Source organism: Neobacillus sp. 204, assembly GCF_046562815.1.
GTDB lineage: Bacteria > Bacillota > Bacilli > Bacillales > Cytobacillaceae > Neobacillus.
The window spans coordinates 264,041-283,567 of record NZ_JBJORY010000006.1; the positions used below are offsets into that span (position 1 = coordinate 264,041).

Below are 19,527 nucleotides of genomic sequence, written 5' to 3' on the forward strand. Positions count from 1 at the left end.
TTCACGCATTTTATTTTATATCTTTCATTATAAACGAAAACTCTAGTTACAATAATCAGACAAGCTGATTATTTTTTGCAACGATCTTCCCTATTGAAAACAAAAAACCATCTGTGGTTTTTACCCCTCAGATGGTTTTCCGAACATCGATTGCATCATTTTTTGTTTTACTCCTGGGAAATTCATGATTGAGCCAACTGCAATCCTGCGCATCCAACCAGACTTAAGTAGAACATTAATAAGTCGGAATTTGTACTTATATAAAAAATACCCGATGGAGCCAATCATTAATATGGATGTTAACATTCGAGACATCATCATCCCTCCTCTTTCTATTTTGTGTTTTTGAGGATTATTTTATCCAATAAAAAGGATTGAATTCTCCTTATTTGAATTCAATCCTTTCAATTAATAGCTCTTAAAAACTGGCTCCATCGTTTTCTTCAACACATTTACAGAATTTTCGAATTTCGCCCGTTCTTCTTCATTTAAATTCAGTTCAACCACTTGTCTAACTCCCCCACGATTGACTACAGCCGGAACGCCAATATAAATATCGTTTTGTCCATATTGTCCATCAAGATACGTGGAAACAGTTAGGACTGAATTTTCATCGCGTAGAATCGCTTTGGTCAATCTAACAAGCCCCATAGCAATTCCATAATAGGTTGCACCTTTGCGTTCAATGATATGGTAGGCAGCGTCTCGGACATTTAAAAAGAGCTGCTCAAGGTCTGATTGTTTAAACCCAGGTTTGTTTTTAGACCAATCACTAATGGAAGTTCCGGCAATATCAGCATTACTCCAGACAGGTAGTTCTGTATCACCATGTTCTCCAATAATATAGGCATGCACATTTCGAGTGTCCACATCAAAATAATCACCCAACAAAAAGCGAAAACGTGCTGTATCTAAAATCGTCCCAGAACCAATTACCCGTTCTTTTGGCAACCCTGAAAATTTCCACACAGCATATGTTAAAATATCCACCGGATTTGTGGCCACCAGAAAAATTCCGTCAAATCCACTTGCCATGATTTCTTCCACAATTCCTTTAAAAATTCTTGTATTTTTTTCGACCAAGTCAAGTCTGGTCTCCCCAGGCTTTTGGTTAGCACCAGCAGTGATCACAATTAAATCGGCCTCACCACAATCCTGATAACTTCCATACCAAATCTTCGTTCGCGATGGAGAAAATGGCAGTCCATGATTCAAATCCATTGCGTCTCCTTCTGCTTTTTCCTTATTTAAATCAATTAAGACAAGTTCTTCAGTTATACCTTGATTTAATAGAGCAAAAGCATAGCTTGAGCCAACAAAACCAGTTCCAATGAGGGCAACCCTATTCACTCGACGACTTTTCATGACCATTCCTCCAAATGAAATAAATTAATTTCCCCAAAGATATACAAATCCATTATGATAAGCTAAGTTATTTATTCAAATAAGTAATAGTGATTGCAAGTACCGAAGCAATAAAACCAGAAAGGAAATTCACCATATCATTATCTACAAAGATTATCCCTTTTATTCTAGTTGTCGGCATCTGACAGTGGCTTCTCTTTTCAGTTTCAATCCCACATTGCTTGCAAACATATACCTGCTGGTAAAAAGCCCCAATCAACGTATCAATGACATTCCCGATGTAACCAAATAAAAATACTAGACAAGTAACAAAAAAATCTAAATGAAAAAGCCAAAACCCGATAATGGAGATTAGTAATGAACCTGCAAGTGCAGCTGCACTACCTAAAAAACTTATTGCTCCGGATGTCCCCTTATCAATTCGCTTAAAGGTCCGTATGTAAATTGGGGCTCGTTTACTTAAACTGCCAATTTCCGAAGCCCATGTATCAGAATTAGCGCTTGCGAGACAAACTAAGAAGCCAATTAACCAAATCATATCATGATTAAAATAATGGATGATACTGAAAAGGGCCGCTGCCCCTCCATTCGCGGCGACTTGGCTCCAATCCCGCCTAGCTCCTTTTGCCAGCTTTTCTTCTATTATGTATTTGGAACTACTCTTATATTTTGACCACAAGCTTGAAGACGCAAAAAATGCACCAAGCAGATAAAGACCGTTCACACCGAAACCTAAATATACCGCAATTCCAACTAAACTGGCTGAAAAAGAACCCGATGGCGTCAAAGATTTAAGGCGATAGCCTGCTGCAGCGGTCAATAATATAAAAATGAAAATGATAATGGTTTCTATCATCTTATCTTAATAACCTCATCGTTTGTAATAATTTTTGAGACAGGAATATCATGACTCTCAACAAGAAACTCTGGGACCAATTGATCAACAAAGGCTAGTGATAGGGTTTTACCAGAGTAATTTAATAAATATCGATCATAATAACCTCCACCAAAACCCAGTCGATATCCTTCTCGAGTGTATGCTAAACCTGGCACTAGGAGAAGGTCAATGCGATCAGCACTAACTTCCTTAGTTACTGCCTCAATTGGCTCCAATAGACCATAATAAACTGTTTCCAATTGTGAAAAATCAGTGATGGTCCGAAAAGACAACTTCTTCTCCTTTGGGTAACACTTCGGTACTACCACTTGCTTCCCTATTTCCCAAGCTCTCTTAATAATTTGATAGGTATCAACCTCTGGTTTTTTTGAAATGGTTATTCCAATAACCTTCGCTTGCTTCCAATCTTCATCCTCATAAAGTCTGCTCGCAATTGAATATGAATAATCTTCATATAAAGGTTTTGTAAGCCTGGAAAGTGTCTCTTTCATTTCTTTACGTATGGACTCTTTATTATTCATGTGAAGGTAACCTCCTTACTTTTAGACACAAAAAAAAGCAGCAGGAAGCCCTACTGCTTATTTTGTTTCACGATGTGCTGTTGTACGTTTCTCTCTTGGGCAATACTTCTTAAGCTCAAGACGATCTGGATTATTACGTTTATTTTTTGTTGAAATATAGTTACGATCTCCACACTCGGTGCAAGCCAATGTAATATTCACACGCATGTTTATTTCCCTCCAAACAATTAAGCATTTCATTCATACGACTTTTCCATAATATCATTTTTTAAAAGGAAATGCTAGTATGTTTTTTTTAGATAATTATTGCTTTCTTTCCGTTTGCTTTAAAAGGGCTTGCTCCATTGAAAGTAATTCGTTTTTGTTGGAACCTGAAATCGTCCAAGTGTTCACTTTTCCTATATCATGTTGACCTATCGACATTGTTATCGTAAAAATACTAGCAGCAGGGCTTTTAGCCATTGGGTGATAATTTAAGTTCCCCTTTTGAAGTGAACTCCAAATTTTATCGGTAAAAACATTCCATTGTGGCATAACCGTATATTCCTTCATTCCTTCTCCATTGTAATCACCATTTACCAAGTAAATATTTTTATTAGCAAGGTGAAAGATTCGATTATCTGTCGGTGATAAAAAAGCAAGGTTGTCTTGAATTACGTTTGGGTAATAATGCATGGCCAAGATCTTAACCTCTTTCGTTTCCTTGCTGTGATTACTAATATACATACTAGAATAATGAATTTTGGAGTGGGGTTGCTCCTGTCTCACTTTAATAATGATTTCTTCGTCCTTAAAGACCTTTTCCATACAATCTTGGAGCCAAAAGTACTTTCCGTTTACCCATAAACCAGGTATAAACTGAAGTGTTTCTTTTTGAAGTTGGCGGCTAAGTTTTGGTTTCGTTTTTTGTAGTTGTTCAATTAGATTCATCGATCCACACCTTTTTACTGGTTATTTAGTGTTGCATTTGATTCACTTGAACTAACACGTTTTTTTAACAATGTATCTTCCATTACCCTGCTAGTTTCTATGGCAATTCGTTTCCACCCATATAAACTAGTTACAATTTTCCTTCCTCTTTTTCCAATTTCTTCTGCCTTAAACGGGTGTTTTTCTAGATAATCAATTTGATCTAGCATGCTCCGTTCATCTCCAGGTGTCATCAACAGTCCCGTATTTAAATGTTTCACGATCCCTTTCATACCGCCTGTATTAGAAACAACGGTTGGTTTCCCTAAGATCATTGTTTCCAGTACCACGATCCCAAAAGGTTCATATAAACTTGGAATGACGGCTAATTCACTTCCAGCGATGAGCGCGTTTCGTTGCTCATCATTTACATACCCTATAAATCGAACATGACTTTCCAATTTCATTTCGCTAATCCGTTGTCGATACGTTTCTAGCATCGGTCCTTTACCCGCTACTACAAAAATCCAGTCAACGTTTCTTTTTTTAGCAATCGCCGCAGCCCTTATTATGGTTTCAAATCCTTTTTCTTTAACGATTCTTCCTAATGAAAAAATATATTTCTTTCCCTTTAGTTCTGGAAATATGTCCTCTGTTTTGAAGTTCGGCTTTAGAGGGTCAATTCCATTAGGTAAAATTACCATTTTTTCATTTTTAGTTTTAAAAATGGTATGAAGGACGTTTTTCATATAATCACTACAAACAATAATGTGGTCAGACTCGCCAATTAATTGATGTTCTTGATTATGGATAAATTGTTGATTTTCATTATGAATGCCATTATTCCTTCCATACTCTGTAGCATGAATGGTTGATAATAGTGGGAGCTCCAGTGATTCTTTTAAAACAATCGCCGCCGAACCCACTAACCAATCGTGGGCATGGATCAAGTCAAAAAGGATTTCTTCCGATAACTTTTCTGCTCGAAAAGCCATTGCTAAATTAAGTCCACCTATCCATGAAAAAAAATTCTCATCGTTTTCGTTAATGGGTTTGACTCGGTGAACATACACACCCTCGATTAATTCATCTAATGGTAGATTTCCATTTCCTGCTGTTAATACATGGACTTCATGACCTGTTTGTGCCAAATGAACGGATAATCCAAATACATGCCTTGAAAGGCCTCCTATTACATTGGGAGGAAATTCCCAACAAAGCATCAATATTTTTAATTGTTCCTTATTGGGAGCAATGTCATCTAGTTCGGAGATTGTATTATCCATTTAAATCCTCCGATTCCTCGTAATAGCTATACGTACTTACATGATCAATCCATTTTGGCGGATGCTCTTCATGTTGCTTAAGTTGGATTAGATCATGATTTATGTCATTTCCATTCGGTAATGCCATTGTCGGTGTGCGAATACTATTGGAGCGAAATAGTGGAAAAAATCCCTTATCATAAAGATTGATCCCTAATTCTGCTACATAGCTGCGATTAGCAACTAATCCATTTATGAACCAATGTCCATTTTGATAAGGAACCACGATTTCAAAAAAGTGATGCGCATTTTTTCCATTAAAAACCAAATCTGTCACATCATAAATTCTGACAACTGGGATCAGACGATCAAAACTTAGATTAAAATAGCGTTCGATAATTTTTTGAGGAATTTTAGAAACTTCCCAGAAGAGAAACATTTTGCGTGGGGTAACAAGCTTAGCAACCAATTCACCCTTAAGTGGGATATAATCTGTAGATAGATGGTTAGTTATATTTCCTCCATCTCCTTTAAACATAATCATTTCATTAACCATTTCGTCCTCCATTTCTGCAAACAATCAGTATATGCACGAAAATTCCAAATTATTCTTAATAAGTGATAATTTAATCGTACCACCAGATTGAACCGCGCACAATAAACGCAAATTGTCGTTTCTTGCTAGTCTTTGGAAATGAAATGGGAATAAGTCTCGTTTAAAAAATAAAAAAGATAAGGCTTAAATCTCCTTATCTTTAATAAAATCTATTTTTTCTTTATTCATTTAAATTAATACGATTTCCTGTCACAAGATAAATAACATTCTCTGCAATATTCGTGGAATGATCGGCAATTCTTTCAATATATCTACATACAAACGCTAATTGTATAATTTGATTGGTTGCATTTGGATTTTGTGGGATATAGCTCAAGAGCTCTTGTATCAAGCTTCCAAACATTTTGTCTACTTCATCATCTTTTTCTGCAGATTTTTTTGCCAAATCAATATCCCCTGAATAATAGGCTTTAATGGAATCAGAAACCATTTCCAAGGCCATCTCCATCATTTTAGGAATATCAATGATTTCTTTAAAGTGCTTTTCTTTGCCGATGTGAAGTGCCGATTTCGCTATATTAACGGCTATATCCGCAAATCGTTCCACTTCTGATGAAACTTTTAATGCAACACTTATTTTCCTGAGATCGGTGGCTACAGGAGATTGTCTTGCAATTAATAATAGTGCCTTATCATTAATCTCATATTCTAAATCATCGATTTCATTATCCCCATCAATAACCAGCTTTGCCTTTTCCATGTCCTGATTAATAAGGGCAATCATCGATTCTTTAATGGCGTGCTCCGATTTTTCAGCCATTTTCAACAGCAAATCTTTTAACTCTTTTAAATCGTTATCAAAATTTGTCCTTGTACTCATCATCGTCACCTCATCATCCGAATCTTCCAGTAATATAGCCTTCAGTACGTGAATCTTTTGGATTAGAAAAAATTGTTGAAGTTGAATCTAGTTCGATTAATTCACCCATTAAAAAGAATGCAGTCTTATCTGAAACCCTTGATGCCTGCTGCATATTATGGGTAACAATCACGATTGTATATTTTTCTTTTAATTCTAAGATCATTTCTTCAATTTTTAACGTGGATATTGGGTCTAACGCTGAAGTTGGTTCGTCCATTAACAACACTTCAGGTTTGGTTGCAAGGGCTCTTGCTATGCACAGCCTTTGTTGTTGTCCCCCTGATAGTCCTAAGGCAGGCGCATGTAAACGATCCTTGACTTCTTCCCAAAGCGCAACATCCATTAGTGATTTAATGACTATTTCATCAAGATGCTTCTTTTTAGTAATACCATGGACTCTCGGACCATAGGCAACATTATCAAAGATAGATTGTGGAAAGGGATTTCCCTTTTGGAAAACCATTCCCACGTGTTTGCGCAGTTCTACGAGATCCATTTTATCGTCTAATATATTTTTTCCATTAATATTAATTTCGCCCGTCATTCTAACATTCGGAACCATATTAATCATCAAGTTAAGTGTTTTTATAAATGTGGACTTGCCACAGCCCGAGGGACCGATGATAGCAGTAACCTCTTTTTTGTTAATTCCAAAATTGATATTTTTTAAGGCATGATGCTCGCCATACCATAAATTCAGATCTTTTATATCAAAAACTTGTCTGGTTAATGTCGAAATTGCCACAACTTCTCCCCCTTATCCAAACCTTCCAGAGATATATTCCTCTGTCTTTTTGACAGACGGATTGGTAAAGATTTTTTCGGTATAATCATATTCAATGATATCACCGCTCAAAAAGAAGGCTGTTTTATCAGAAATACGTGATGCCTGCTGCATATTATGGGTGACAATGATAATTGAATATTCCTTTTTTAAATCAACAATTAAATCCTCAACTTTAGCATTTGATATTGGGTCTAGTGCAGAAGATGGCTCATCTAAAAGCATGACAGTAGGTTTCATCGCAATTGTCCTAGCAATGCAAAGACGTTGCTGCTGACCGCCAGAAAGAGAGAGGGCAGATTTATGAAGCCTGTCCTTTACTTCGTCCCATAATGCCGCTTTTTTCAGACTTTCTTCAACAATTTCATCAAGTTTGCTTTTCTTTTTCATTCCTGAAAACTTAAGGGCATGTGTAATATTTTCATAAATTGATTTTGGAAATGGGTTCGGCTTTTGAAAAACCATTCCAATTTCTTTACGTAAAGCAACCACATTTATTTGTTCCGACAAGATATTAAGATCTTCATAAATAATTTCCCCCTCAGCCCTTGCACCAGGGATAAGGTCATTCATCCGATTAATACTTCTTAAAAAAGTTGACTTCCCACAGCCTGAAGGGCCTATGAGAGCTGTAACGGAATTTTTTTCAATATCCATTGAAATCCCATTTACTGCTCGTTTTTCTCCATAGAATATTTCTAAATTATTTACCTTTAAGATAAGATCATTTTGCAATTGGCTGTTTGCCTGAACAGCTTGGTTTGCGTTTGTCTTTTCCGTAAAAGCTGTATCCATCCTATCTCCCCGCCCTTTATTTAGTTGCTGTTACTTTCTTATGAATCATACTTCCAATCCATCTTGCCAGTAGGTTAAATACTAGGACCGATAATACTAAAACAGCAGCTGATCCATTGGAAACTTCTTCAACATCTGGTATTAATCCTTGTGTGTTTACGGACCAAATGTGAACGGCAAGTGTTTCTGCAGGACGAAATATATTTAACGGTGATTGTGCGGAAAATGGATTCCAGTTTGCATAATCAAGTCTTGGCGTTGAAAGGCCGGCAGTAAATAATAGCGCTGCTGCTTCCCCAAATACACGCCCTGCTGCAAGAATCGCTCCTGTTAAAATCGATGGAAAAGCACTTGGTAATAAAACGGTTTTTATCGTATGCCATTTGGTGATGCCTAAGGCAAGACTAGCCTCTTTTAAATCACGTGGGACTGCTCGAATAGCATCCTCACTTACACGTACAATGACTGGCAGGTTAAAAACTGTTAATGCTAAAGCTCCTCCTAATATGGTGTAGCCCCAGCCTGTTAAATTGACGAACATTAATAAACCAAACATCCCAATGACAATGGATGGCAGTGAGGCTAAAACTTCTATACAAGAACGGATCAAGTCTGTAATCTTTCCTGGTTTAGCATATTCCGCCATATAAATTCCCCCGCCAATACCTAAGGGAAGGGCAATTAACATCGTAATAAATAATATATAAAACGAATTGAACAATTGGTCGCGGATTCCCCCGCCGGCACGTACATTGCTCGATGGAGTGGTTAGAAATTCAAGAGAAATATGTTTAAGTCCATTAACCAAAATATAATAAAATAAACCAACCAATATCGAAATGATTATTATTGCAATTGATATAAATACGCCTGTAGCAATCCGATCTGCAGTTTTACTGTTCATTACATTTTCCTCCTTGACGAAAGGTAGCGAATGAGGAGAATAAACGCAAAAGACATAATTAATAAAATTAATCCCATTGACCATAGAGTATTATTTTCTACACTACCGTAGGTTGTATGACCCATGTTTAAAGTAATAATTGTCGTTAAGGTTGCTGACGCGTCTAATAAGCTTGTTGGTAAATCTCTAACGTTACCGATGACCATTTGTACTGCGAGAGCTTCTCCAAACGCTCTTGCCATCCCTAGAACGACAGCGGTCAATAGGGTAGGCAATGCAGCAGGGATTAAAACTTTTCGAATCGTCTGCCAGCGGGTAGCACCTAAAGCATAAGACCCTTCACGAAGGTTTTTCGGTAATGAACTCATTGCATCCGTCGCGATTGTTGTTACTGTTGGCAAAATCATGATGGATAATACAATCGTACCTGAGAGCAAGCTAAAACCAAGTCCACCCACATGTTCTCTGATAAATGGGACTAACACTGTAAGCCCGATGAAACCATAAACAACAGATGGAATTCCGACCAAAAGCTCTATGACTGGCTGTAAGATTTTTTTTCCCCATGAGGGTGCAATTTCTGTCATGAAAATCGCTCCACCAATACCTAGCGGTGCTGCAACGATTGCTGAAAGAAAGGTCACCGCAAAGGAGCCAAAAATAAACGGTAAAACTCCATATTCAGGTTTCGCTTGATTTGTAGGATTCCAGTGAGTACTGGTTATGAACTCAATAAGACTTACACCGTTTTTTATAAAGGATTGTAAACCTTTCGACCCGAGGAAAATCGTTATCGAAATTGTTGCTGATATCATTATTACAGCACATAAAATAACGAGAATTTTCCCGCGCAATTCCCCATCCAGCCAATTTTTCTTTGACTTTAACAACCTGTCTTTTGCAGGAGTTAACTTTTCCATAATTCACCAATCACTCCTAAACTACGTCATAACAGGGTAAATGCACAATCGCATTTACCCTGTTCAGTATTTTGAACCTTAAAATTATTTATTTGTTTGATTCCCTTTAGCATCACGTTCTACTGTCATTTTTGTTACAGGAAGATATCCTTGTTCTTTTAATAAGGTGTTTTGGATATCATCAGACATCATGTAGTCAAGGAACGCTTTTGCTAATTCATTAGGCTCACCTTTTGTATAAGAATGTTGATAAGCCCAAACTGGGAATTTACCAGATTGTACATTTTCTGCAGTTGGTTGAACACCATCGATAGCAAGTGGTGTAACAGAATCATCAGTGAAGTATGAGAACGCAAGGTAACCTACAGCACCAGCAGTTTCGTTAATAATCTTTTTAACCGTGTTTGATGAATCTTCGGTAATTCCTTCAGCAGGTGTTGCACCATCAAGCGCAAACTTATTGAATACAGCTCGAGTTCCTGAAGAGTCTGGACGGTTTACAAGAACGATCTTTTGGTCTGCTCCGCCAAGTTCTTTCCAATTGGTAATTTTTCCAGTGAAAACTTTGATTAAATCTGCTTTTTTAATATCTTTAATGCCAACTTTAGGGTTAACAGCAGCAGTCATTCCAACAACAGCTACTTTATGGTCAACTAGCTTATCAGCTGGGATGCCTTCTTTTTCTTCAGCGAAAACGTCGGAGTTACCAATCTGTACAGATCCTTCAGCAACTTGTGATAAACCTGTACCAGATCCACCAGCTTGTACTTGGATATCAACATTTGGATTTGCAGCCATGAATTCTTCTGCAGCCGCGGCAACTAATGGCTGCATCGCAGAGGAACCAGAAACGCTTAAGGTGCCAGAAAGTTTTGCGGTCTTATTATCTTTATTAGTAGTTCCTTCATTTTTATCAGTAGAAGCTCCGCCACACGCAGCTGCAAATACCATTAATGCGGCAAGAGTAAGTAATAGGCCGAATTTTTTAAAACTTTTCATTTGTTTAATTCCCCCTGTGAATTATGGTTTGTTTGTTATTTGTTCTGCCTTACATGAATAAGAATAAACCTCAACTGTTAACTGAGTTTTAATTCAATGTAAAGGTTTTGTAAAGATATGTTGAGTTTTTGTAAATGTACAAATTTATCTTTTCCTTCTATTAATAAAACATGCGGATTATTTAACCCGCTGCCCGAATACACATAAAAAAACACCTGTCTCTGACGCTGAGACAGGTGTCTGACTTATTATGGTTGTGTTTACTCGTTGTTACTGGTGTCTTCTTCTTTTTGATCAGAAGATGATTACTTCTCTTTATCTTGACGCTCTTTCTTTAAATCAAAATACGCATCCAAGACTCTTCGACCGATTAGGTTATTAATGCTTGGACCACTGTTTCCTTGATATGCCCAAGGTACGACAACAGCCATGGCGACCTCAGGATTATCAGATGGTGCAAAGCTTACGAGACTTAAGTTCATAACTTCTGTGCCACGCTTTGATTTATCAGATCCATCATAAAACGCCTCTGCTGTTCCTGTTTTTCCTGCAGGGGAATAATCTGCGCTCTTAAAGTGACTAACAGCCGTACCGTCGCCCACCTGCATGACCATTCGAAATCCTTCTTGAACCCTCTTAATCCAAGATTCCTTCATATCCAATCGGTTTAATACTTTCGGCTGGATTTCTTCAACAATTGGACCCAATTCATTGTTTTCCATGACCGGTTCACGAATTTCCTTCACTAAATGCGGCTGAATACGATTACCACCATTTGCAATTGTGGAAACGTATTGCGCGAGTTGGATTGGTGTATACGTATCATACTGTCCAATCGAAAGGAAAAGAAGTAAACCAGGAGTCCTATCTGCACCTGGAAAACCGCTCATTTCATTAGGTAAGTCAATCCCTGTACGCGTACCTAAACCAAACTGACTAAATGACTGCCGCATCGTATCAAAGGCTGAATAATCTAACGGTAATGGTTGATTTGCTCTATATTGTCCTCCAGCCATCGCAATGACGGTTTTCCACATATATACGTTGGAGGAAACTTGGAGTGCCCGTAAATCATTGATCCGTCCAAATGTTCTCCATGAGGACATTACTGGTGAACTAGCTATTCTCAAAGGCTCGTCTAATTGTGTAGAACCAGGCTGAATTGCTCCTGTTTTATATCCAGTTAAAATCGTTGCCCCTTTTACCGCTGAACCAACGTTATAAGAAGTTGTAATATTTCCTCCAGCAAAGTCTTTCATGACTGTTTTACCATTTTTATCTTTACCAATTTGTTTTCCAGCCAGTGATAAGACTTCACCAGTATGAGGATCCATCAAAACAACGAAGGCACGATCTAGAAGAGCGGTATTTGGTTTCTGTTTGGCACTCCACATTTCGTCCTCGATGATATTTTCTACCTTCTTCTGAAGATCCATATCAATGGTTAAAACAAGATCTTTACCCCTTTTCCCTTCAGAAACTACTTCAGTTGAAAGGATTTTACCAGTCTTATCGGTTACATTTTTCACTTTTGCCTTTTGACCATGAAGTACATCTTCGTATTTTAATTCAAGATAACTTTTTCCAACTCGGTCATTGCGGCTGTAGTCTCGAGCCATATACTTTTCTAATTGCTCCTTGGGAATCCCTGCTTCGGACGTAGTGACATCCCCTAAGATTGTCCTTAAGGTACTGCCAAAAGCATATGTTCGTGTCCAATCGGTGGTTGTATCAACACCTGGTAAACTTTCTAAATTTTCACTAACCATAGCGAATTCTTTATTCTCAACATTAACTTTGACAATTTGTGGCGTTAAAGCATAACCACTATTAAATTGCCTGTAGATGGCCAGAGTTTTTAGTTCTTCCTTATTTAAACCATTAATTTCATTTTCAGTGATTCGTTTTAATTGAAGATCATATATTTGTTTATCGTTCAATTCATTTTGTTTATATAACGCCCATTCTTTTTCGGTAATCTTATCTTTGGCTTTTTCTGGATGTATTAATATCCAAAAATCCTTTTTATCCCGAACAGGAAGTTTTTTAGTTTCTATATCGATTATTTTCGCTAAGCGTTCTGCGGTCTGTAACATTTCCTTTTGAGTGGTCTGTTGATATTTAGTATAAGTAATTGCATTTAATGGTTTATTATCAACAATAACTTTCCCATTGCGGTCGAACATCTTCCCCCGTGGAACAGGGTTATTTACAGTTATATCTTCTGTTCGTTCGATTTCACGTTTAAAATCATCTCCAAAAACGATTTGTAATTCGCCAAGTCTAAGAATGAGAACAGAAAATAGCAAAAATACCACAAAAAATAACATGTTTAACCGAAAGGGCACATGTTCTTTCTTTTTTTTCTTTTTATTATTCAAGGGATAACACACTTCCTTTTTCACTGCTTAAGCTAACTTTCTCTATTTTATAGGATAAGTCAGCTTTTTACTACGAAAAACCCTTACCAATTTCTCGGGTAAAAATGTCCAAAGAAAAAAATGGCGCTGAGTAAATAATTTACTCAACGCATTTCGGGGTCGGTAATTGTACCCTTTTAAGAAAAAAATAGATGCATGTGTGCCCCGCGCCTAAAATAAGCAAGAGAATGGGAATACTGATTTCAGCTTTAAACCAAGTGATTGCTCCTAAAAAAGCCACTATTGAAACGATTCTACCCAAATTCAGATATATTTCTCGAACAACAATGTATTCGATCCTCATTTCTGCTGCCTTCCATCCAGTTCCAATAACATCGTATGTAGTTGACATATAGGGGACGAGTAAAAGTGGATAGGCTATCGCGATCATCCCGCCATAGATTAACAATTTGACAAAAGTAACTTTCCAAACAATTAACAGAACCGATGCATATAGGATAATACCGCCAATCAGGATGGCTTTTTTTCGAAATTCTTGTTTAATTAATCGAGACGCTAGGTAATACGCAATAAATGATATACCCGAATTTAGCAGTCCAAATGTACCTAAAGACATTTCACTTCCCGTCGAAAGGTAAACCAATACGGAGATGACAAATGCAAAGGTACCTTCCCTCAAGCCCTGGAAAAAGTTAGCATTTGTAATCATTCGCCAATTTTCATTTTGTTTTCTCTCATTAAGAATCTTTCTAAAACAATAACTGCCTGATGATGGACGTGGTTTCAAGGAAAAGCTCATAAAAACCGCAAAAGCAAATAAAGCAAGTGAAATTCCAAAGACAATGGTATAGCCAGTAAACTTTTCAAATCTAGTGATGATGATACCAGCAGCAATTGGCCCGATCATTCCACCCGCAGACGATAATATCCCTAAAAAGCCATTAAAAAAATCTCTCGTATCAGGTTCGGTGATTTCAAATGTTAGCACATTATAAGCAAGCCAATAAAAACCATACCCTACGCCTAAAAGACTACCTAAGAGTAATAAATAGGTTGAAGCATTTGTACCAGCTATTAATACCATTACATAAAATAAAGCTAAAAAAATTACACCAATCCTAAGTACAATCACCCTGTCGATTTTTTTCGCCCATCGTCCCGCTAAGATAAACGTAAGCAGTTGTAAAATAACAGTCGATAAATTATAAAGAGCGAGATCAGAATATTGCCCCGTCTGTTTCCAAAGATAAATATTTACAAATGTGTTGGATAGAGCGATGCTTAATGAGTATAACCCTCCGATAATCAGCAAAAGTGATAAATCTTTTGTTAGTTTAACATCACCTAGAATCATAAATTTTTTTGCCATTAAAAACTCCCCTTTATCTTATGGGTAGTCTTTATCAACCATGTTTTTCTTATTCACAGTTATAACAAAACAAAAAAAGACAGCTATTAAAGCTGTCTTTTTTATCACCATTATTATTTTGCTTGGCTGTAGCGTTTTGACACTTCATCCCAATTTACTACATTCCAGAAAGAGGAAATATAGTCTGGACGCTTGTTTTGATATTTTAAGTAGTAAGCATGCTCCCAAACATCAAGACCAAGAATTGGAGTTTTGCCTTCCATTAGTGGAGAATCTTGGTTTGGCGTACTAGAAACTTCTAACTCACCATTGTTCACAGATAACCAAGCCCAACCTGACCCGAAACGAGTAGTTGCTGCTTTAGCGAACTCTTCTTTAAAGCTTTCGAAGCTGCCAAATTTGCTGCTGATTGCGTCAGCTAATTCACCAGTTGGTGCACCGCCGCCATTTGGAGAAAGAATTTGCCAGAATAAAGAATGGTTAGCATGTCCGCCGCCATTATTACGAACTGCAGTACGAGCAGCCTCTGGAACCGCATCCAAATTAGCAATAACTTCTTCAACTGATTTAGAAAGTAATTCCTCATTACCAGCTAAAGCGTTATTTAGATTTGTTACATATGTGTTATGGTGTCGAGTGTGGTGAATATTCATAGTTTCTTTGTCAATATGTGGTTCAAGTGCGTTTTCTGCATAAGGTAATTGTGGTAATTCAAATGCCATTTTAATTCCTCCTATGTATAAGTGAATTTATAGGCTTTAGAATTTCGAATATTTCTAAAGCTTTCCTCCTTAAGATACCAAAGTTGGTTAATTGTTTCAAATATATTGCTTAGGTTCTTAACAGAATTACCATGCCCGTAATGTGGAATTTTATTCAAAAAATACTTTGAAAAGCAAACTGAAAGGATTCTTTAGCAATTTTCGAAAAGTTGTCATCTTTAATCTAAAGGGCAATCTGTCAACGATTTTTGTCATATCCGACTTTTATCACTTCCAAATCATGTAAAGACTATATTGACACCATGTTAATAATTTATTTAAATCAAAGTGAAGGGTGCCTAAGGAGTGATTTCTATGCAAAAAAGCCGTTTATCCATATATAGTTTGTTAGTTTACTTTTTCCAAAAAAAAGAACCGATTCAAAAAATGAAAGCTGGTTCGTTTCTATTTCAAGAAAAGGATTCTGTCGAGTATGTTTACTTATTACTTAAAGGGAGTATCTCACTTGGAAGAGTTCATTTACGCGGCAAGGATTTTATCTTAAAAATTTTAAATGATCAGGAATTAATTGTCGAATATCAACTTTTCAAGGCAAATCCCCATTATCAATTTTATGCAAAAACAATAACCGATTGTGAAATGATTCTTATAAAAAAAGAGCATTTTGAAGATTTCATCTTAACTGATCCAGAGGCAATGGTTGCACTCGTTACCTGGTTAAGTACTGGTTATTTAAAGGCACAAATGAAATGTCAGGACCTCATTATGAATGGAAAAAAAGGCGGGTTATATTCCATTCTCATCCGTTTATGTAACACGTATGGAATTAAAACAGAAGATGGTATTCTAATCGACCTGCCATTAACACATCAAGAGTTAGCTAATTTAACTTATGGCACACGCGAAGTGATTCAACGAGCTTTAAAAGATCTGCGTGAACAGAATATTATTGGCTATGAGAATCAAAAGTTTACAATTAAAAAACTTACCTATTTAAAAGAAGAAGTAGACTGCCAAAATTGTACTTTAGAAATTTGCGGGTTAAATTAATTTTTCATCAAAAAAGCCACCTAAAAGTGGCTTTTTTAGTACAGTACAACAATGAAAAAAAAGATAATCATAATGATTTGAATAATTGTTTTTGTTACAACACTAGATACAAAACCTACGACTGAGCCAAATCCAATTTTTAGGCTCTCACTGAAATTTCTTTTGTTAAAGATTAATTCCGCTCCGATGGCCCCGATAAATGGACCTATAAGGATGCCTAAAAAAGGAATCACGAACGGTCCCACCAAAATCCCAATCGTACTCCCCCAGACACCAGCCTTTGAACCGCCATATTTTTTGATTCCAATCATATTGGCAATATAGTCAGCAATAAAAAGAAGTACAATAAACAAACCTTGAATTAACCAAAAATACCATCGAAAGGGTTGAAAGCTAAAAAAAAACCCATATAAAACAAACCCTGCTAATAAAAACAATACACTTGGAATGATCGGATAAACCAGACCAACAAATGCAATGATAAACAATACGATAATGATACTCCAATAAACCATATCCATTTTACTCATCCTCATAACTAATTCTTATTATTCAATGTACACATTCCTTCTTACGATTAAACTTATAATTGGTTTCAAATAAAAATTCAAGTGGTGTCATTCTTGTATCTAACCATTACTCAAGATACAATAGATGCTGAAGCAATTTATTTGTATTTAAGTATGAAGGTGGTCATTATGAATATTTTTAAACAACTTTATAAAAGTATCTATTCACCAAAGGATATTGCCTTGTTTCGATTTCAAGGAATAGGAAAGACAATACTATATGTCTTTTTCTTAACATTCATTTCAATTCTCCCGTCCGTTTTTTACCTAAGCTCTGCACTTTCTTCTGGAATGGAGAGTGCACAGACAATAATCAATGATGAATTACCTGATTTTTCGATAAAAGATGGGCATTTATCCGCGGATACTAAAGTGCCAGTTACCATTAATAAGGATGACTTCTCAATCATTCTCGACCCAACAGGTGCTATTTCTGGAAATGATGTCGAGGATGAGGGGAATGCTTTTGCATTGTTAGAGGATAAATTTGTTTTTGCGTCTGGTGGCAGATTTGAAACATACCCCTATTCTATGTTAGAAGGATTAAACATCACGAAGGGAGACATGGTCGATTTTATTAACGGAATTAGTGGAATGAAATGGGTAATCATCCCCGTCGGAGCATTGTTTATCTACCTGTTTGCAAGTGCTGGCAGTTTTATCGAAGTCACCGTTTTGGCTTTGATTGGTCTGGTTTTAAAAAATCTGATTGGAAGAAACTTAAATTACCGTCAGTTATGGAGGATGGCTGCTTACAGCGAAACATTACCGACCTTGTTTTTCACCATTATGGCAGCAATTAAAACTACGGTTCCTAGCAGCTTCATGATTAATTGGTTTGTTGTGATTATTGTTTTATCTTTAGCAATCAAGGAAATACCGAAACCCAAAAAAGCAAGCTAGGATACGCCCAAATTGGGCGTTTTTTTTATTAACTCGTTCTTTTTACACTTGGACAAGCATACCAATGTATAAACTGACCTTTCGGAGGCTTGTCTAATGAAAAAACTCTTTGGTTTCCTACTTGCCGTTTTAATTATATATGTAATTTATATTGACTTAACTGTTGGCACTCTGCCTTCATCTCAAACAACACAGGTAGATGCTAAAATCGAAACACCAAAAACGGAACTAAAAACAGACCTGCCTTCTTTTGAAGCAAAGGTAGAACCTGGTGAAACCGTGATATCGATCGTGGAACATCAGCTGGATAAACAACTTCCTGTCTCGATTACTGACCTAATTCAAGACTTTCGAAAATTAAACCCTGGGGAAACACCTGAAAAAATTCAAATTGGGTCTACATATCATTTCCCTGATTACTCAAAATAAAGAGGATAATGCTTATTCTTGTCAAAAATAGTGAAAGGCTGATAAAATAAAAGGCGGATTGTTTATATATATACCTTATTCGAATCCCATTTTGAAGGAGCGAATTACACGTGAGTGAAATAATACATCGCACAAAGACCCGACCAATTAAAGTAGGTAACTTAACAATTGGCGGGAGTAACGAATTATTTATCCAAAGTATGACCACAACAAAAACACATGATGTGGAAGCAACCGTTGCTGAAATAAAACGTCTTGAGGAAGCTGGTTGTCAGATTGTTCGTGTGGCTTGTCCGGATGAACGCGCGGCAAATGCCATTTCTGAAATAAAGAAAAGAATTAACATTCCTCTTGTTGTTGATATTCATTTTGATTATAAATTGGCGCTTAAAGCCATTGAAGGCGGAGCCGATAAAATTAGAATCAATCCTGGAAACATTGGCAAACGAGAAAAGGTGGAAGCGGTAGTAAAAGCTGCAAAAGAACGCGGTATTCCAATTCGAATTGGTGTAAATGCGGGTTCGCTTGAGAAGAGAATATTAGAGAAATATGGTTATCCAACTGCTGATGGCATGGTTGAGAGTGCACTCCACCATATTAAAATTCTTGAGGACTTAGATTTTCATGACATTATTGTATCCATGAAGGCGTCGGATGTGAATCTTGCAATTGAAGCCTATGAGAAAGCATCCAGAGCTTTTGATTATCCCCTCCATCTTGGGATTACGGAATCAGGTACTCTCTTTGCTGGCAGCATAAAAAGTGCGGCTGGTTTGGGCACTATTTTACACAAAGGAATCGGTAACACACTTCGCGTTTCCTTAAGTGCTGACCCTGTTCAGGAGGTTAAGGTAGCCAGAGAACTATTAAAAGTTTTCGGTCTTTCTTCCAATGCTGCCACATTGATCTCTTGTCCAACGTGCGGTCGAATTGAAATTGATTTAATCAGTATTGCAAATGAAGTGGAAGAATACATTGAAAAAATCAAAGCACCGATTAAAGTAGCGGTATTAGGCTGTGCTGTTAATGGTCCTGGAGAGGCCCGTGAGGCTGATATTGGTATTGCAGGCGCTCGTGGTGAAGGGCTATTATTCCGGAAGGGTGAAATTGTCCGCAAGGTCCCTGAAGCTCAATTAGTCGAGGAATTGAAAAAGGAAATCGACCAAATTGCTGAAGAGTACTTTCAAAAAAAAGCAGCGGAAGAAAAAATAACTAATTAACACATCAAGAAACCCGGTATTTATTACCGGGTTTCTTTTTGCTCCT

The 19,527-nt window shown here is 36.9% G+C and carries 22 protein-coding genes; 4 read left to right on the forward strand and 18 right to left on the reverse strand.

Translation table 11 applies throughout. The features are described 5' to 3' along the window. Nucleotides 1–120: 120 nt before the first annotated feature. The 17 genes from ACJ004_RS14635 to ACJ004_RS14715 all read right to left on the reverse strand — a co-directional run bounded on the left by ACJ004_RS14635 (nucleotide 121) and on the right by ACJ004_RS14715 (nucleotide 15,310). Nucleotides 121–315, reverse strand: a complete 195-nt coding sequence (locus tag ACJ004_RS14635; RefSeq protein WP_410893795.1) for a hypothetical protein — start codon at nucleotides 313–315, stop codon at nucleotides 121–123. A gap of 93 nt (nucleotides 316–408) precedes the next feature. Next, nucleotides 409–1,365 carry an L-lactate dehydrogenase gene (locus tag ACJ004_RS14640; RefSeq protein ID WP_410893796.1) on the reverse strand — a complete coding sequence of 319 codons (957 nt, stop codon included), beginning with the start codon at nucleotides 1,363–1,365 and terminating at the stop codon, nucleotides 409–411. A 67-nt stretch (nucleotides 1,366–1,432) separates the two neighbouring features. Further along, nucleotides 1,433–2,221: a DUF92 domain-containing protein gene (locus tag ACJ004_RS14645; protein ID WP_410893797.1), complete on the reverse strand. Its 789-nt coding sequence runs from the start codon at nucleotides 2,219–2,221 to the stop codon at nucleotides 1,433–1,435. Further along, the gene (locus ACJ004_RS14650) at nucleotides 2,218–2,784 is read right to left on the reverse strand and encodes a 5-formyltetrahydrofolate cyclo-ligase (protein ID WP_410893798.1); all 567 of its coding nucleotides are present in this window, start codon (nucleotides 2,782–2,784) and stop codon (nucleotides 2,218–2,220) included. Before ACJ004_RS14650 ends, ACJ004_RS14645 begins: the two co-directional genes overlap by 4 nt. Before the next feature lie 57 nt (nucleotides 2,785–2,841). Then, on the reverse strand, nucleotides 2,842–2,991 hold the full coding sequence (rpmG, locus tag ACJ004_RS14655; RefSeq protein WP_015594975.1) for a 50S ribosomal protein L33: 150 nt from the start codon (nucleotides 2,989–2,991) through the stop codon (nucleotides 2,842–2,844). A gap of 96 nt (nucleotides 2,992–3,087) precedes the next feature. Then, entirely contained in the window at nucleotides 3,088–3,714 is a 627-nt protein-coding gene (locus ACJ004_RS14660; RefSeq protein ID WP_410893799.1) for a hypothetical protein, read from the reverse strand. A gap of 14 nt (nucleotides 3,715–3,728) precedes the next feature. After that, the gene (locus tag ACJ004_RS14665; RefSeq protein ID WP_410893800.1) at nucleotides 3,729–4,979 is read right to left on the reverse strand and encodes a glycosyltransferase family 4 protein; all 1,251 of its coding nucleotides are present in this window, start codon (nucleotides 4,977–4,979) and stop codon (nucleotides 3,729–3,731) included. Next, complete coding sequence (locus tag ACJ004_RS14670) at nucleotides 4,972–5,514, reverse strand: DUF4912 domain-containing protein (RefSeq protein WP_410893802.1); 543 nt, start codon at nucleotides 5,512–5,514, stop codon at nucleotides 4,972–4,974. The genes ACJ004_RS14665 and ACJ004_RS14670 overlap by 8 nt, the downstream gene beginning before the upstream one ends. Before the next feature lie 220 nt (nucleotides 5,515–5,734). Beyond that, complete coding sequence (phoU, locus tag ACJ004_RS14675; protein ID WP_410893803.1) at nucleotides 5,735–6,394, reverse strand: phosphate signaling complex protein PhoU; 660 nt, start codon at nucleotides 6,392–6,394, stop codon at nucleotides 5,735–5,737. 13 nt (nucleotides 6,395–6,407) lie between these two features. Further along, on the reverse strand, nucleotides 6,408–7,181 hold the full coding sequence (gene pstB, locus ACJ004_RS14680; RefSeq protein WP_410893804.1) for a phosphate ABC transporter ATP-binding protein PstB: 774 nt from the start codon (nucleotides 7,179–7,181) through the stop codon (nucleotides 6,408–6,410). 12 nt (nucleotides 7,182–7,193) lie between these two features. Then, nucleotides 7,194–8,015, reverse strand: a complete 822-nt coding sequence (pstB, locus tag ACJ004_RS14685; RefSeq protein WP_410893805.1) for a phosphate ABC transporter ATP-binding protein PstB — start codon at nucleotides 8,013–8,015, stop codon at nucleotides 7,194–7,196. A gap of 16 nt (nucleotides 8,016–8,031) precedes the next feature. Then, a complete protein-coding gene (gene pstA, locus ACJ004_RS14690) occupies nucleotides 8,032–8,919 on the reverse strand; it encodes a phosphate ABC transporter permease PstA (RefSeq protein WP_410893806.1) in 888 nt (295 codons plus the stop codon). Further along, a complete protein-coding gene (pstC, locus tag ACJ004_RS14695; protein WP_410893807.1) occupies nucleotides 8,919–9,839 on the reverse strand; it encodes a phosphate ABC transporter permease subunit PstC in 921 nt (306 codons plus the stop codon). The genes pstA and pstC overlap by 1 nt, the downstream gene beginning before the upstream one ends. 84 nt (nucleotides 9,840–9,923) lie before the next feature. Then, nucleotides 9,924–10,838, reverse strand: a complete 915-nt coding sequence (locus ACJ004_RS14700) for a phosphate ABC transporter substrate-binding protein (protein ID WP_410893808.1) — start codon at nucleotides 10,836–10,838, stop codon at nucleotides 9,924–9,926. Between the two features lie 305 nt (nucleotides 10,839–11,143). Continuing rightward, entirely contained in the window at nucleotides 11,144–13,168 is a 2,025-nt protein-coding gene (locus tag ACJ004_RS14705) for a peptidoglycan D,D-transpeptidase FtsI family protein (RefSeq protein WP_410893809.1), read from the reverse strand. A 190-nt stretch (nucleotides 13,169–13,358) separates the two neighbouring features. After that, nucleotides 13,359–14,588, reverse strand: coding sequence for an MFS transporter (locus tag ACJ004_RS14710; protein ID WP_410893810.1), 1,230 nt, complete (start codon nucleotides 14,586–14,588; stop codon nucleotides 13,359–13,361). 113 nt (nucleotides 14,589–14,701) lie between these two features. After that, nucleotides 14,702–15,310 carry a superoxide dismutase gene (locus ACJ004_RS14715; RefSeq protein ID WP_410893811.1) on the reverse strand — a complete coding sequence of 203 codons (609 nt, stop codon included), beginning with the start codon at nucleotides 15,308–15,310 and terminating at the stop codon, nucleotides 14,702–14,704. A 354-nt stretch (nucleotides 15,311–15,664) separates the two neighbouring features. Here ACJ004_RS14715 and ACJ004_RS14720 point away from each other — a divergent pair, with 354 nt between their 5' ends. Then, nucleotides 15,665–16,360 carry a Crp/Fnr family transcriptional regulator gene (locus ACJ004_RS14720; RefSeq protein WP_410893812.1) on the forward strand — a complete coding sequence of 232 codons (696 nt, stop codon included), beginning with the start codon at nucleotides 15,665–15,667 and terminating at the stop codon, nucleotides 16,358–16,360. Nucleotides 16,361–16,395: 35 nt separating this feature from the next. On the opposite strand, the gene ACJ004_RS14725 is transcribed toward ACJ004_RS14720, so the two are convergent. Beyond that, the gene (locus tag ACJ004_RS14725; RefSeq protein ID WP_410893813.1) at nucleotides 16,396–16,881 is read right to left on the reverse strand and encodes a DUF456 domain-containing protein; all 486 of its coding nucleotides are present in this window, start codon (nucleotides 16,879–16,881) and stop codon (nucleotides 16,396–16,398) included. A gap of 102 nt (nucleotides 16,882–16,983) precedes the next feature. Between ACJ004_RS14725 and ACJ004_RS14730 the strand changes: the two genes are divergently transcribed. The 3 genes from ACJ004_RS14730 to ispG all read left to right on the forward strand — a co-directional run bounded on the left by ACJ004_RS14730 (nucleotide 16,984) and on the right by ispG (nucleotide 19,481). Further along, complete coding sequence (locus ACJ004_RS14730) at nucleotides 16,984–17,832, forward strand: DUF1189 domain-containing protein (protein WP_410893814.1); 849 nt, start codon at nucleotides 16,984–16,986, stop codon at nucleotides 17,830–17,832. A 96-nt stretch (nucleotides 17,833–17,928) separates the two neighbouring features. Then, the gene (locus tag ACJ004_RS14735; protein ID WP_410893815.1) at nucleotides 17,929–18,261 is read left to right on the forward strand and encodes a hypothetical protein; all 333 of its coding nucleotides are present in this window, start codon (nucleotides 17,929–17,931) and stop codon (nucleotides 18,259–18,261) included. Nucleotides 18,262–18,380: 119 nt separating this feature from the next. Further along, on the forward strand, nucleotides 18,381–19,481 hold the full coding sequence (gene ispG / locus ACJ004_RS14740; RefSeq protein ID WP_410893936.1) for a flavodoxin-dependent (E)-4-hydroxy-3-methylbut-2-enyl-diphosphate synthase: 1,101 nt from the start codon (nucleotides 18,381–18,383) through the stop codon (nucleotides 19,479–19,481). Nucleotides 19,482–19,527: the final 46 nt, after the last annotated feature.